The sequence below is a fragment of the Yinghuangia sp. ASG 101 genome, from assembly GCF_021165735.1.
In the GTDB taxonomy this organism is placed as follows: domain Bacteria; phylum Actinomycetota; class Actinomycetes; order Streptomycetales; family Streptomycetaceae; genus Yinghuangia.
Genome location: NZ_CP088911.1, coordinates 6,666,207 through 6,679,452 on the forward strand (window position 1 = coordinate 6,666,207; position 13,246 = coordinate 6,679,452).

Annotated in this window: 8 protein-coding genes; 7 read left to right on the forward strand and 1 reads right to left on the reverse strand. The window is 75.7% G+C overall.

Translation table 11 applies throughout. The annotated features are described in order from the left end of the window. Window positions 1–75 precede the first annotated feature (75 nt). Window positions 76–1,251, reverse strand: a complete 1,176-nt coding sequence (locus LO772_RS28580) for a hypothetical protein (protein ID WP_231774904.1) — start codon at window positions 1,249–1,251, stop codon at window positions 76–78. 351 nt (window positions 1,252–1,602) lie between these two features. On the opposite strand from LO772_RS28580, the gene LO772_RS28585 reads away from it, so the two are divergent. From LO772_RS28585 to LO772_RS28615, 7 genes are all read left to right on the forward strand, one after another. Next, on the forward strand, window positions 1,603–1,833 hold the full coding sequence (locus LO772_RS28585) for a hypothetical protein (RefSeq protein WP_231774905.1): 231 nt from the start codon (window positions 1,603–1,605) through the stop codon (window positions 1,831–1,833). Window positions 1,834–2,286: 453 nt separating this feature from the next. Beyond that, window positions 2,287–2,781, forward strand: coding sequence for a hypothetical protein (locus tag LO772_RS28590; protein ID WP_231774906.1), 495 nt, complete (start codon window positions 2,287–2,289; stop codon window positions 2,779–2,781). 218 nt (window positions 2,782–2,999) lie between these two features. Then, window positions 3,000–4,517 (forward strand): HEAT repeat domain-containing protein, encoded by a 1,518-nt coding sequence (locus LO772_RS28595; RefSeq protein WP_231774907.1) that lies wholly within the window; start codon window positions 3,000–3,002, stop codon window positions 4,515–4,517. Window positions 4,518–4,724: 207 nt separating this feature from the next. After that, the gene (locus LO772_RS28600) at window positions 4,725–6,311 is read left to right on the forward strand and encodes a hypothetical protein (protein ID WP_231779763.1); all 1,587 of its coding nucleotides are present in this window, start codon (window positions 4,725–4,727) and stop codon (window positions 6,309–6,311) included. Then, window positions 6,308–7,195 (forward strand): hypothetical protein, encoded by an 888-nt coding sequence (locus LO772_RS28605; protein WP_231774908.1) that lies wholly within the window; start codon window positions 6,308–6,310, stop codon window positions 7,193–7,195. Before LO772_RS28600 ends, LO772_RS28605 begins: the two co-directional genes overlap by 4 nt. 50 nt (window positions 7,196–7,245) lie before the next feature. Then, window positions 7,246–11,976 (forward strand): hypothetical protein, encoded by a 4,731-nt coding sequence (locus LO772_RS28610; RefSeq protein WP_231774909.1) that lies wholly within the window; start codon window positions 7,246–7,248, stop codon window positions 11,974–11,976. Window positions 11,977–12,109: 133 nt separating this feature from the next. Next, the gene (locus LO772_RS28615; protein ID WP_231774910.1) at window positions 12,110–13,240 is read left to right on the forward strand and encodes a serpin family protein; all 1,131 of its coding nucleotides are present in this window, start codon (window positions 12,110–12,112) and stop codon (window positions 13,238–13,240) included. Window positions 13,241–13,246: the final 6 nt, after the last annotated feature.

Genomic DNA, 13,246 nt, shown 5'->3' on the forward strand with positions numbered 1-13,246 from the left:
CGAGGCATCCCGGGCGGCCCCGACGCAGCGGCGTCGGGGCCGCCCGCGTGTGTGCCCGCTTCGCCGCGTGGTGCCTCAGCGCCCGGGGTGCCCCCGGCGCCGTGCGGCCGACGCCTGTTCCAGGGCGGTACGCAGGAACGCGGCGGCGTCGGCGCTCTCCCGCGCGTCGGGCGACAGCAGCGCGTCGAGCAGGTCGACGACGGCGCCGGCCGGCGAACCGACCCCGGCAAGCTCCGCGAGCGTGTGCGCGGACACCGCGAGATCCGGCCCCTCGCCGCGCCGGGCCAGCCGGTAGCGGCGGAACAACCCCGCGCGGTCGGGGAGATACGCTCCGTTGAGCTCGCGGGCCAGGCGTACCGCGGTCTCGGACGGCATCTCCGCGGGCCACTCCCGCAGGTTCAGTTCCCGTGCGGCGGGGCCGCCGTTGTCGTCCGCGACCGCGACGGCGCTGTCCAACAGCCGGTCGACCAGCAGCGGTCCGAGTCTTTCCGGCGGCAAGGACGTCGCGTGAATGGGCGGGTGACGCTGCATCAGCTCGAACCAGCGGGACCCCACGACGCGGAGGATCCCGTGGTAGGTCGGGCGCGGGGCTTCCTCCGCGGCCCCGTCCGGCGGCACGGCGTCGGGGGCATGCGGGGCCGGAACGTCCCGCAGGGCCGGTACGGCCTCCACGGCGACCGCGTGCGAACCGCCCGTCGGCCGGTCCGAACGGGAGGCCCCGGTACGGGTGTTCCCGACGAGCGCGGCACCCCCGGCGTCCGGGCCGACTTCCGCACCGTCGGCCGGCCCGAGGTCCGCGCCGGCCTCCGCCCCGGTATCCGGGACCGGGTCGCCGCCGCGCCGGCAGCGCGCGATCAGCCGCAGCGCGACCGCCCGGTCCGCGGCGTCGGGGGAGCGCATCAGGTGCTGGAGCTCGATCGCCACGTCCGGGTCGCCCGCGTCGACCAGCGCCTCCAAGGCCACCGGCCGCCGGGGCCCCGGCGTCGCCGCGAACGCGCGCACCCACATCACGACCGCCGGGTTGTCGCTGCTCGCGGCCGTCCTCACCAGGTCGGAGAAGAGGTCCGCGTCGGCGACCGACAGCGCGTCCATGAGCGTCACCGCCAGCCGCGGGCGCAGCGGCTCGGGGACGCCGACGCACACCAGCAGCGCGAGGAGGTCGGCGCGCGTCCCCGGGGCCGGGTGGCCGACGGCCAGGTCAAGCAGGCGTTCGGCAGTTTCGGGTGCGAGTGATTCGCACGCGTCGATCACGCTGACAACCTCCCGGCACCACCGGCGTCCGGCTCACGGCCCGTCCCGGGCCGATTCGTCGCTCCCCATGGTGGTACCCGGCACCCCTCGGGGGCCATACCCGGCACGCCGACGGGCCCGGGTTTCCCGGCGGCGCGGTCGGGGAGGCGCGGGCGGGCCGGACGAACGGCCCTCGGCCGGATCCCCGGACACCGAGAGGCGGCGGGACGCGTTCCGGTGCTCCCAACTGGCAAGGATTCCAAGCGGAACACCGCGGCCCGCGGCTCAAGGACCGGACGCGATGGGCCGATAGGTGTCGATAAGTGTCCACAGCCACCGGGGCGTCATCGCCCCCGACGGATCGGAAGCCGAATGTCGAACAACGTGACCTTGGTTCCGCGTGTGCCGGTGCTGCGCTCGACCGACGCGGAACGCCCTGTCGAACTGCGGTTCGGCCCGCACACCGACGCCGAGGGCCGTCCCACCGAGGAATGGACCGTCGAGCGCCTGACCCTCGCCCAGGCGGCGAGCCTCGTCGAGGACTTGTCCTCGATGCTCGGCCTCCCCGTCGGCGGCCCCCCGGAGCTGCGCGTCGTCTCCTGACGCCCGCCGTGTGCGGAGAGCGGCGGTGCGTGCGCGAGGCGTGTGCACCGTAGCGGAGGGTCGGCCCGCGCGCCCGGCGCGAACCGCGTGGCGGCACCCGCCGGGCCGCGCCGCCCCGGTTGCTCGCCGCGCCGTCGCAAGGGTCGTCCATGCCGAGCGCTTCGTGCCCGGATGCCGGGCACGAAGCGCTGCCGTCCGCGTGCGATCAACCCCGACCGACGCTGAACGCTTCGGACTGGTCCGGATTGGTTGAGATCCGCTCCGACCGGTTTGATCCTTGCCCGAGGCCGTATCCCGGCGTTTGTGTTCCGTGCCTTGGTCCGAACGAGGCGAATTGCCCGACTTGAGGGATGAGTGGCCTAAACCGGGAGGTTTGCGCCACATGGGTGGTTGGTTCCTCCGTTGGCGCCGAGTTCTCCGGGGTACGGCGGTCGCGACCCGACAATGTGACGCGTGATCGGCGCCAAGACCGCGGCCGGCACCGGGACGACACGTCGTCCCGGGCACGCTCCCGCGCACCCCCGCATCCCACCCATCCCGCCCCCGGGGCGCGACGACGGACGCACCCCGCCCGCTCCCCGGGTTCCCGGCCCCGGCCCCGAATGCGCCGACGGATTCCCCGTCGGCCCGGGCGGCGCCCCCGAGGCGCACGGCGCCGCGGACCCGACCCGCCCGCGCCGGACGAGGCCCCGCGTGCGCCTGCGCCTCCCCGACGGCCAGCACCTCGACGTCACGCTGGTGAGCTGGCACCAGTACGCGGACGGAACCTGGCGCGCCCGCGTCAGCTGGACGCAGTGGGGCGCGGTCGTCCACGCGGGCGAGATCCAGACCCGCAGCTGCGCGCAACAGGCCTACGTCCCCGCCCGCGTCCTCAGCCCGCTCCCCGGCGAGGACTACCGCGCGGTGCGCCGACACCGCCCCCGCATCACCGCCCCGCGACAACCCTGACCGCCCCCGGCACCCACAACTGAGCCGCGCCGCACCGGACGCCGCCGACCGGCCCGCCGCGCCCGTCCGCGCCCGCGCACCCCGCCCCGCGAAGCCCCGCGCGCACCCGCGGACCGTTCGCCGGATGTCATCCGCTGTTCGTGTGGCTGAAATCCTGTTGCCCCCTGATCCGGGGCAGCGGATGCTGGCGGCATGTTCGATCCAGGAAAGAACAAGTCATGACCAGTCGGGCACGTGCCGCGTACGACTCGGCCGACCCGGCCGATTCCGCGCGCACCCCGGCCGGCCACGCGACGCGGAGCGATCTGCGCGCCCGGCTGCGCAGCGGCCATGGCGCGGGCGCCCGCCGGGCGGTCACCGAGCACGGTGCCGCGCGCGCCGAAGTCGTCGCCGCTCTCGACGACTGCGTGCTGCGCGACCCGCGTGCCGTCCCCGCGTCCGAGTCGCGCTCCTTGTATTACGCACGCCTGTACGCCGAGCTGGACGCGTCCCTCGACGCGCTCGCCGAGCACCTGCTGTGCGACGAGGACTGGACCGACGAGAGCGCCGACCGCACCGCGCTTCCCCTCGCCGTCCTCGGCGACCTCGCCCGCGCCGACCGCCCCGAGGCGGTCGCGCTGCTGCGGCGCTACGCCGAGGAGGGCCGCGACTGGACCCTCGCGCTCGACCACCTGGCCCGTGCCGCCGACCCCGAGGCGCTGTCCGGGATGCTCGCGCTCGCCCTCGAACGCGCCGATGACGACGAGTTGTACGACTGCGTGCGCCGTGCCGCGGCCATGCGCCCGTGGCGCGAGTGGGGGTTCGCGGACGCACGCCTGCGCGCCGTCGTCGAGAAAGTCGATCTCGACTGGTGGCGCTGGGAGTTGTCGCGCGGCAAGGAGGCCGCTCCGCGGACACCGGTGACCGTCGACCAGGTGCTGTCCGAGGCCGCGGCCAGCCCGCGCAGAAGTTTCGTCTGCGGTCGGCGCCTCGCGTCGGTGGCCACGGCCGAGCACCGCGGGCTCATCCTCGCGACCGCCTGGGCCGGTGCCGAGGGCGCCCGCGTCGCCGCGCTGCGCTACCTCGGCGAGGTCGCCGACCCGGCCCTGCTCGACCTCGCGGAGGCCACGCTGACCGGCGGCGACACCCCGGTCCAGGTGCGCCAGGCGGCGGTCCAGGCCGTCGGCGCGCTGCGGTCGGTGGAGGCGGTGGCCAGAGCCCGGACCTGGCTCGCGGCCGACGGGCACACCGTGCGCGAGGTGTTCGGCCGCGGCGGAGACGATCGCGCGGCCACCGGGACGGCGGCGACGGCGAGCGGGGGGCTGGCCGATGTCGCCGTACGGATACTGGCCGGAGCGGGCGCGCGCACGGACGGCCCCGCGCTGATCGCGGCGCTGCGGCGATGTCGTCCCACCGCGCACCAGGACCGCTTCACGCTGATCGACCTCGTCGAAGGGGTCGGCAGACTCGGCCTCACCGGCGCCCTCGAACCGGTGCGCGACGTCTACGACGCAAGCCCCTGCGCGAGCCTGCGCTCCCGCGCCGCGGGCGCACTCGCCCGCATAGAGCCCGGCTTCACCGCGACGACCGCGGTCGACTGCCTGTGGGACTGCGAGGCCGGGACGCGCCTGCGCGCCGTCGACTGGGCCGACGTCGCCGCCGACGGCGTGGTGGAACGCCTGCGCGTCCTCGCCCGCGACCCCGCCGAGGAGGACGACGTGCGGCAGGCGGCCCGGCGCAGACTGGCCGCCGCGTGACGGTGCGTCGGCGGCCGGGCGAGGGTGCGGCGATCGGGTAAACTCGCCGGTCGGTCGCCCCCGCCCGGGCACGGCGATGAGGTGGTCCGTCCCCCGCGACCGCGGTCGGAGGTGTCGCTCCGACGCTCTACGCTGTCGACCGTGACCGTTTCCGCCCAGGCTGCCCCTTCTTTCCGCGAACCCGCCGCACCCCGGGGCACGGTCGCCATGCCCGCACCGCCGCCCCCACCGGGAGCCGGCCCCTACCGCACCGGATTCACCGAGGAAGGCCTCGCACGCCGCCTCAAGGCCCTCGCGTGCACCGCACCCCTGCACGACCTGGAGGCGCGCAAGGTCAACCTCGCCGGCGAGTACTCGATATACGCGATGGCGGAAATCGGCCTGACCGCCATCGACTTGGTCACCGTGACCATGGACTTCGACACCGGCGCCGACCACGAGGACGTCGTCGCGCGCCTGCGCCCGCGCGTCGCCGCGCAGGCGCCCGAGCGCAGCCCCGCCGAGCACGAGCGCGTCGCACGCTGGGTGGTGGAGAACCTCATCAACGTCGGCAACGTCGACCGGGGCTTCCGCGCGGTCTACGGGACGTGGACGCACGGCGGCGGATATGTGCGCCGCGACTACGACTTCAAGCTCCTGGAGGAAGTCCCCGGCCCCGAGGGCGACATCTTCCTGCGCGCCACCGACGAGGCGGTCAACGTCCTCGTCGGCGCGCTCGACACCGACGTCACCAGCGCGCAGATCGCCGCCGAGGTCAAGCTCGAACACCTCATCCGGCGCGGTCGCCTCGCCGAGGCCCGGCTCGCCGCCGAGCAGGCCCGCTACCGCACGGTCCAATACGCCGAGATGCTGCGCCGCGCGCTGGAGGCCACCCGCCGCAACGTCCGCGCCGTCGACTGGCTCCGCTCCGTACCGGACCTCATCGACGAGGCGCTCGACCACGTCGCGGACCGCTACCGGCACGAGAACGCCATCCTCACCAACATCCGCCGCGCCCGCGACGAAGCCGAGGACCCCGACCACAAGCGCGGCGCCGCCGAGTTGGTCGACATCGTGCAGGACTGCATCCGCCGCCACACGCAGTTGCAGACCCGCCTGCTGGAGGCCGGGCCGCTGTTCCGGGCCGAGCAGGACCGGCAGGCGTTCGCCGCCCGTCCGCAGCGCCCCGGCCTCGACGTGTACGGCCAGTTGCTGCGGCCGGTCCTCGCACTGCCGGTGGCGGACGCCCGCGTCGTCACCGACCGCTTCTTCGCGCGCGGCACCGGGCTGCGCACCCCGGTGTCGGTGCGCCTGCACGACCTCACCGAGCTGCTGCTCACCCCGCCGCCGGAGCGCGAGCACCTGGGCACGGAGGTGCCCGAACCCGACCTGGTCGCCACCCCCGACGACAGCCGGTTCAGCGAGGCCCAGCACGACGCCGCCGCCGCGCTGCTCGACATCCCGCCCGACACGCCGCGCCGCCTGTCCGGGCTGCTCGCCGAGGCCCGCGCGAACGACCCCGATCTGCCGTACCTTGTCGCGCTGTTGGCGTTCCACGCCGCCTCGCCGCCGGTGGGCACCGCACTGCGGCAGGGCGACCGTTCGCTGCTGGTCGCGGTGGACGACGGGGCCGTGCTCGACGACCCCGAGGTCGGCGGCGCGGACCTGATCGTCGGCACCGCCCTGCTGACCGCCGAGGACCGCCGGGCGGACGCGGCCGTCGGCGAGCCCGACCCGATGCCCCCGATACCGCCGCGAGACCCGAGAGGACCGGGAGACCCCATGGACCCGTCGGACGGACACCCGCACCCATGAACGACCCGATCGGCACCCAGGACCGCCCCGGCGTCCACCCGGGGGCGGGCCCGCAGCCCGCCGCGCTGACGTCGGCCGATGTCAGCGACGCCGCCCGCCTCGTCGCCTTCGGCCTCCAGCCCAAGCTGCTGCCCGCCCGCGACGCCGAATACGCCGAACTCGTGCGCCGCCACCGCGAGGACCCCCGCTTCGCGGCCCTGTGTGACGCGGTGGCGGCCGGCCTCGGCCTGGTCGTCCTCGAAGTGTCGCCGCGCGCCGGCATGGCCGTGACCGCCGCCGACGACTCGGTGTTCGCCGTCCGCATGAGCGACTACGCGCGGCGGGCCTCCACCGAGTCGACCGACCGCTTCCTGCACGGCCTCGCGCACCTGGCCATCGCGGCCCTGGCGTTCCCGCGCGCCGACGACCTCGCGGAGGACTCCTACATCGGCCGCGTCAGCGTGCACGGCGTCGACGCGTTCGTCCGCCAGGCCTGCCGCCGCCTCGAGGAACGCGCCGAGGAGACCGGCGAGAACAGCGATCCCGAGACCGACGCCCCCGGTCTTGAGGCCGCGTGGCGCGTCTACGCCCGCCGCAGCGCGACCGGCGCGACCAAGGACGCCCGCCGGCTCGCCGGGTCCACCACCGGGATCATCGGCAAGGCCGTCGCGTTCCTCGTCGACTCCGGGTTCCTGCAACGCGTTTCCGACGACGCCGGCGGTACGTACCGCACCACCGCGCGCTACCGGCTCCAGGTCCGCGACATGGCCGGCAGCGCCGCGATGACCGAGCTGCTCGACCTCGGCATCGTGCCCGTGTCGGACGGCAGCGCGACACTGGTGCCCCCGTCCGACGACACCGACGACCTGGTGCCGGGAGCCGGTCTGCCGTTCCACGGCGTCTGAACCCCCTCTCGCCCCAGACCCGTATCCGCCGAGAAAGAAGACCGCCGCCGATGTACGAGCTGTCCCGCGTCCGCCTGTTCTCCATCGGGCCCGCGGGTGCGCGCTATGCCGACACCGTGCTGGACCTGCGCGGTGTCGGCGAGCCGGTGCCCGACCCGGCGCCCCGGCAGGCCCAGCTCTTCGAGGGGGAGCCGGTCGGGCCGCCGCGCCGGCCCGCGCCCGCGGGAGTGCTGTTCCTGGAGAACGGCGGCGGCAAATCGGTGCTGCTCAAGCTGATCTTCTCGGTCATGCTGCCGGGCCACCGCAACACCCTCGGCGGCGCGAGCTCCGGCGTCCTGCGCAAGTTCCTCCTCGCCGACGACTGCGGGCACGTCGCCCTGGAGTGGCAGCACACCCAGACCGGCGAACTCGTCGTGGTGGGCAAGGTCAGCGAGTGGCGCGGACGCCAGGTCTCGTCCGACCCGCGCAAGTTCGCGGAAGGCTGGTACTCCTTCCGGCCCGGTCCCGGGCTCACACTCGACGACCTTCCGGTCGTGTCGTCCGGGCGCCGCCGCACGATGCGCGGGTTCCGCGACGCGCTCGCCGAGACCGCCAAGCTCCATCCGGACGTCGACGTCGTCTGGGAGGAGATCCACGAACGCTGGAACGACCACCTCGGCCACCTCGGCCTCGACCCCGAACTCTTCCGCTACCAGCGGGAGATGAACGCCGACGAGGGCGAGGCCGCCGGGCTCTTCGCGGTCAAGAACGACGCCGACTTCGTCGACCTGCTGCTCCGCGCGGTCACCGACACCGCCGACACGGACGGCCTCGCGGACCTCGTCGACGGATTCGCCGCCAAGCTCTCCCAGCGCGCCGAACTCACCGCCGAACGCGACTTCGTCGACGGCGCCACCGGCCTGCTGCACGCCCTCGCCGACGCGTCCGACCAACGCACCCGCGTGCGTGCCGCACACCGCGCGGCCGAAGACGAGGCCCGCGCCCTCGGACGCGACCTGGCGGCCCGCGCGGGGCGCGAACGCGACCGCGCGGGAGAACTCTCCGAACAGGTCGCCACCGCCGCCGACGAAGTCGACACCGCGGAACGCGCCCTCGCCCACGCGGCCCTGGTCACCGCCGAGATCACCCACCGGAACGCGGGCATGCGCCTCGCCGCCGCCGAGGCCGACGGCACCGCGCTGAAACGCGAACTGACCGAGGCACGCGGCACCCACGCGGCCTGGCTCGCCACCGAAGCCGTGCTGCGCCACCGCTCCGCCGTCGACCGCGCCGAGCGCGTGGCCGCCGCGATCCAGGCCGCCGAGCGCGACGCCGCCCCCGCGCTCGCCGCCCGTCAGTCCGCCGCGAGCGCCCTCGTCCGCGCCCTGAACGCCGCCGCCGCGGTCGCCGCGGAACGCGCCGACGAGGAGGAGCAGCGCGCCGCCGACCTGCAGGCCCGAGGCGAAGCCGCGCAGCGCGCCGCCACGGTCGCCGCGACCGAGTCGCAGCGCACCCGCAGCGAGGCGGTCCACCTGCGCGCCCGGCTCGGCGAGGTCGGCAGCGAACTCGGCCAAGCCGTCGAAGCGGGCTGGATCGCCGAGGACGACGACCCGGCCGAGGCCGCACACCGCGCCGCGACCGAGGAGAAGGCCGCCGCCGCGGCCTGGAACGAGGCCCGCGCGGCCGTCGAGCACGCGACCGCCGCCGTCCGCGACGCCGAGTCCGAACGCGGGCGCGCCGAGCTGGCCGCGGCCCGCGCCGCCGACAGACTGGCCTCCGCCGAGCAGGAACTCCAGGGCGTACGCACGTCCGCCCGCGCCCTCCTCGACGAACCCAGGGCGGGCGAACTGCTGAGCTTGGACGGGGAGTTCGACGCCTCCCGGAGTCCGCGCGGGGGCGCGCACGGCCCCGGAGCGCGCGATTCCCAGGCTCGCGGTGCGCAGGGCGCCAGGTCCGCGGCCGACGACGGACCGCCGCACGCCGCCGAACCGGCCGACTCCGCCGCGGTGCTCGACCGGGCCGCCGACATCCTCGCCGGGCTGCTCGACGACGCCATCGCCGACAACGAGCGCGCGCTGTTCCACCTGCGCACCGAAGCCGCCGACGACAGCCGCATCCTGGCCGCCCTCGGCGACGGCGGCCTGCTGCCGGCCGGCCCCGACGTCCTGGCCGCCGTCGAACTCCTCGGCGAACACGGCATCCCCGCCCTGCCCGGCTGGCGCTACCTCGCGCAGTCGGTGCCCGCCGAACGCCACACCGCCGTCCTCCACGCCCACGCCGACCTCGTGGACGGCGTCGTCGTCACCGCCGCGAACGAAATGCCGCGCGCCCGCGAGGTGTTGGCCGAAGCCGCACTCCTGCCGCGCTCGGCCGTCACCGTCGGCACCCCCGAGGCCCTGCTCGCCGACCGCGCCGAAGAGCCGTCCGCCGACGCGGTGTTCCTGGTGCCGCCGAACCCCGCCATGCACGACGAGCGCGCCGCCGACACCGAACGCCAGGCGTTGCGCCGCCGCGCGACCGACCGCGACGACGCGATCCGGGTCCGCGCCGCCCGGCTCGACGGCGACCGCGCGCTCGCGGGCCGCCTCGCCGCGTGGCGCGCGATCTGCCCGGCCGGCCGCGTGGACGAACTCACGGCGGCCCTCTCCGCCGCCACCGACGCCCTGGTCGAGGCCCGCGCGGCCGGCACCGACGCGGAGGCCGCGGCCACGACCGCCGAAATCGCCCGGGCCCGCGCGGTCGAGCAGCGCGACCGCCGCATGGACGCCGCACAACTCGCCCGGCGCCGCGCCGACACGCTCGCGGGGCTCGCGTTCCGACTGCGCGAACGCGCGGGGTGGACGCGGCGGATCCGCGAACTCGACCAGGAGACCGGCGAGCACGACGCCGCCGCCGAGGCCAACCTCACCCTCGCCCGGGCCGCCGACCAGGACCGCCGCCAGGCGCAGCGCGCCGCCGACGACGCCCGGCGTACCGCGCGTGCCCTGCTGGAGGAGCGCGCCGAGATCAGCGGGACCGTGCGGATGCCGGCCGCCGACCCCGCGGAGGACCGCCCCGACGACCGGGAGCCGCGTGAGGCCCCCGGCGCGCTGCCCGCGCTGCGCGAGGCGTACCGCACCGCGTCGGTCCTCTACGACAAGGTCGGCGTCGGAGCCGACCTGCGGGCCGAGCAGGCCCGCGCGGAGAGCGAACAGGCCGCGGCGCAGGCGGCGTTGGACCGTCTGTCGGCACGCGTGCGCAAGCACGCCGCCGAGCTGCTGACCGGCCCCGACGGTGCCGACGGCCCCGCCCGGCTGGCCGCCGCGGGCCGCGCGGAGGAGCACGTACGCACCCTCGAAGGCCGCACCGACGCCGCCAACGAACTGCTCGGGCGCCTGCGCGGCGAGGTCGAGCGCCATGCCCCCGGCGACGGCCGCGACGCGCACACCGACCTGCCGGAAGACCGCGTGCCCCGCGACCCCGCCCACGCCCGGGAACTGCTGCGCCGGGCCGCCGCCGAGCACGCCTCGTTGGCCGAACGCCGCCAGGCCGCGCGCGACACGCACGCGCGGCTGGTCCGGTCGCTGTCCGACGCCGAATCGGGCGCCGCGGCCTTCGCGGAGATCTCGGCGTCGCTCACCGACACGCTGCCGTCCGTCGAGCCGTCCGCCGCCGAGGAGACCCCCGAACCGTTCGACGGCACGCCCGCCGAGGCCCGCGACGCGGCCACCACCCGCCGCCGCGCCCTCCGGGCCGCCGCGGCCGAGCTGTCCACCGCCGAGGCGCGCGTCCGCGAACACGCCGAGGCCGTCGTCCGGCACGCCGGCGCGGCCCGCTTCGAACAGGTCCGCATGCCCGCGCGCCAGCAGATCCGCGAACTGCCGCTCTCCGCGCTCCCGGAGCACGCGCTCGCCTGGGCCTCGGCGTTCGAGCCGCGCCTGCGCGTGCTCACCGACGAACTGGCCCAGATCGAACGCAACCGCGACAGCATCGTCGACCGCCTGCGCGGCATGGTCGACGCGTCCCTCACCACCTTGCGCGCGGCCCAGCGCCTGTCCCGGCTCCCGGACGAACTCGGGGAGTGGTCGGGGCAGGAGTTCCTGCGCATCCGCTTCGACGACCCGGACGCCGCGCACCTGTCCGAGCGCCTGGGCGCGGTCGTCGACGAGGCCACCCGCAACGCCCGGCGCGCGGGAGGCGGCCCGGCTCCGGTACGCCGCGACGGCACGACGTTGCTCCTGCGCGCCGTCCACGCCGGGCTCGAACCGCGCGGCGTGCAGGTCGAAATCCTCAAACCCGACTCGGTGCTGCGCGCCGAACGGGTCCCGGTCGGCCAGATGGGCGACGTCTTCTCGGGCGGGCAGCTGCTCACCGCCGCGATCGGCCTCTACTGCACGATGGCCGCGCTGCGCAGCAACGACCGGGGGAGGGCGAAGCACCGGCACGCGGGGACGCTGTTCCTCGACAACCCCATCGGGCGCGCCAACGCGTCGTACCTGCTGGAGCTGCAACGCGCCGTCGCCGACGCGCTGGGCGTCCAACTCATCTACACCACCGGCTTGTTCGACACGACCGCACTCGCCGAGTTCCCGCTGGTGGTGCGCCTGCGCAACGACGCCGACCTCCGCGCGGGGCTGAAGTACATCTCCGTCGAGGAGCACCTGCGCCCCGGCCTCCCGCAGCCCGACCCCGAGATCCCCGACGGCCTGGGCCGGATCCACGCCACCCGCGTCTTCCGCAAGCCCCCCGACGCCCCGGAGCCCGCCGCGACGCTCGCGCCGCAACCGCGGCCGAAGGACGCACCCGGTGTGAGCGTCCCGTGATCCGGTAGGCCGCGTCGCCCCGTGCTCCGTCGGCTTGTCTCCCGTCCCACGCCGCGCCCGCACGATCCGGCAGTCCGTGCGGGGCGTCGCGTTAGTGTGGAGGCGGCGATCTTCGACACAGTGAGGCGATGTGATGGCGTTCGGCGAGTGCGATCTGACGGTTCGCGAATACGCCGGAGAGATCAGGGAGTTGGGGTCCCGGTGGCTTGATCGGCTGCTGTCCGACGCGGCGGTGGAGCGGGCGGGCGGCAACGTCGTCTGCTCGCCGACCGGGTTGTGGCTGGCCCTCGCGGCGATCTCGTGCGGGGCCCTCGGCGACACCGCCGAAGAGCTGGCCGACCTCCTCGGGGTGGCGGGGCCCGAGGCGGAGCCGCTGGTCACCGCGGTCGCCCGGGACCTCGCCGCGACCGAGGCCCTGGCGGTCGCGACGGGGATCTGGAGCGCGAGCCCGGTGCGCGCGGAATTCCGCGACGGCCTCCCCGACATCGCGTTCGGCCCGCTCGGCGACCGCGCCGCGATCGACTCGTGGGTCACGCGCGCGACCGAGGGGATGATCGACCGGGCGCCGGGTGTCCCGAATGACGACGCGCTGCTCGTCCTCGTCAACGCCTTGGCCCTGAAAGCCCGTTGGGCCCAGCCGTTCGACCCCGGCCTGACCGTCGACGCCGTCTTCCACCCCCGCACCGGCGACGCCGCGAGCGTCCCGATGATGCTCCGCGAGGTGCCGACCGCGGACGTGTGGACCATCGGCGCGCACGGCGGCCCCGTCCACGTCGTCGAACTGCCGTGCGCGGGCGACCATCCCGCGCTCATCCGGTTCGCGATCGGGCCGCCCGACATGGCCCCGGCACCGGTGATGTCCGCGGCGTGGGCGCCGCGCAGCATCGGCAACCCGATCCCCGAGAGCGAGGTCGTCCTGCGGCTGCCGCGCTTCGGCCTGCGCACCTCGCTGGCCGTCCACGACCACCTCCCCGACCTCGGTGTCGCCCTCGCCCTCGACCGGCGCGCCGCGGAATTCGGCGCGCTGTCCGCCGACCCCCTCTACATCGACCGCGTCGACCAGGAAGCGCTCCTGCGCGTGGACGAGGAAGGCGTCGAGGCCACCGCGGTCACCGAGGTCAGCATGGCGCTGATGAGCTTCACCCCGCCGTCGCCCGTGCTCCGCCTCACCTTCGACCGCCCGTTCGGCTGCGCCGTGATGGACGCGTCCGGGACCGTGCCGCTGTTCGCCGCCTACCAGGCGGCGGTGCCGGGCCGGGCCTGACCGCGA

Bases quoted from the DNA above. Each gene is read 5' to 3' on its own strand.
- LO772_RS28585 (WP_231774905.1), top strand. From the start codon at position 1,603: ATGTCGAACAACGTGACCTTGGTTCCGCGTGTGCCGGTGCTGCGCTCG.
- LO772_RS28595 (WP_231774907.1), top strand. From the start codon at position 3,000: ATGACCAGTCGGGCACGTGCCGCGTACGACTCGGCCGACCCGGCCGAT.
- LO772_RS28600 (WP_231779763.1), top strand. From the start codon at position 4,725: ATGCCCGCACCGCCGCCCCCACCGGGAGCCGGCCCCTACCGCACCGGA.
- LO772_RS28605 (WP_231774908.1), top strand. From the start codon at position 6,308: ATGAACGACCCGATCGGCACCCAGGACCGCCCCGGCGTCCACCCGGGG.
- LO772_RS28610 (WP_231774909.1), top strand. From the start codon at position 7,246: ATGTACGAGCTGTCCCGCGTCCGCCTGTTCTCCATCGGGCCCGCGGGT.
- LO772_RS28615 (WP_231774910.1), top strand. From the start codon at position 12,110: ATGGCGTTCGGCGAGTGCGATCTGACGGTTCGCGAATACGCCGGAGAG.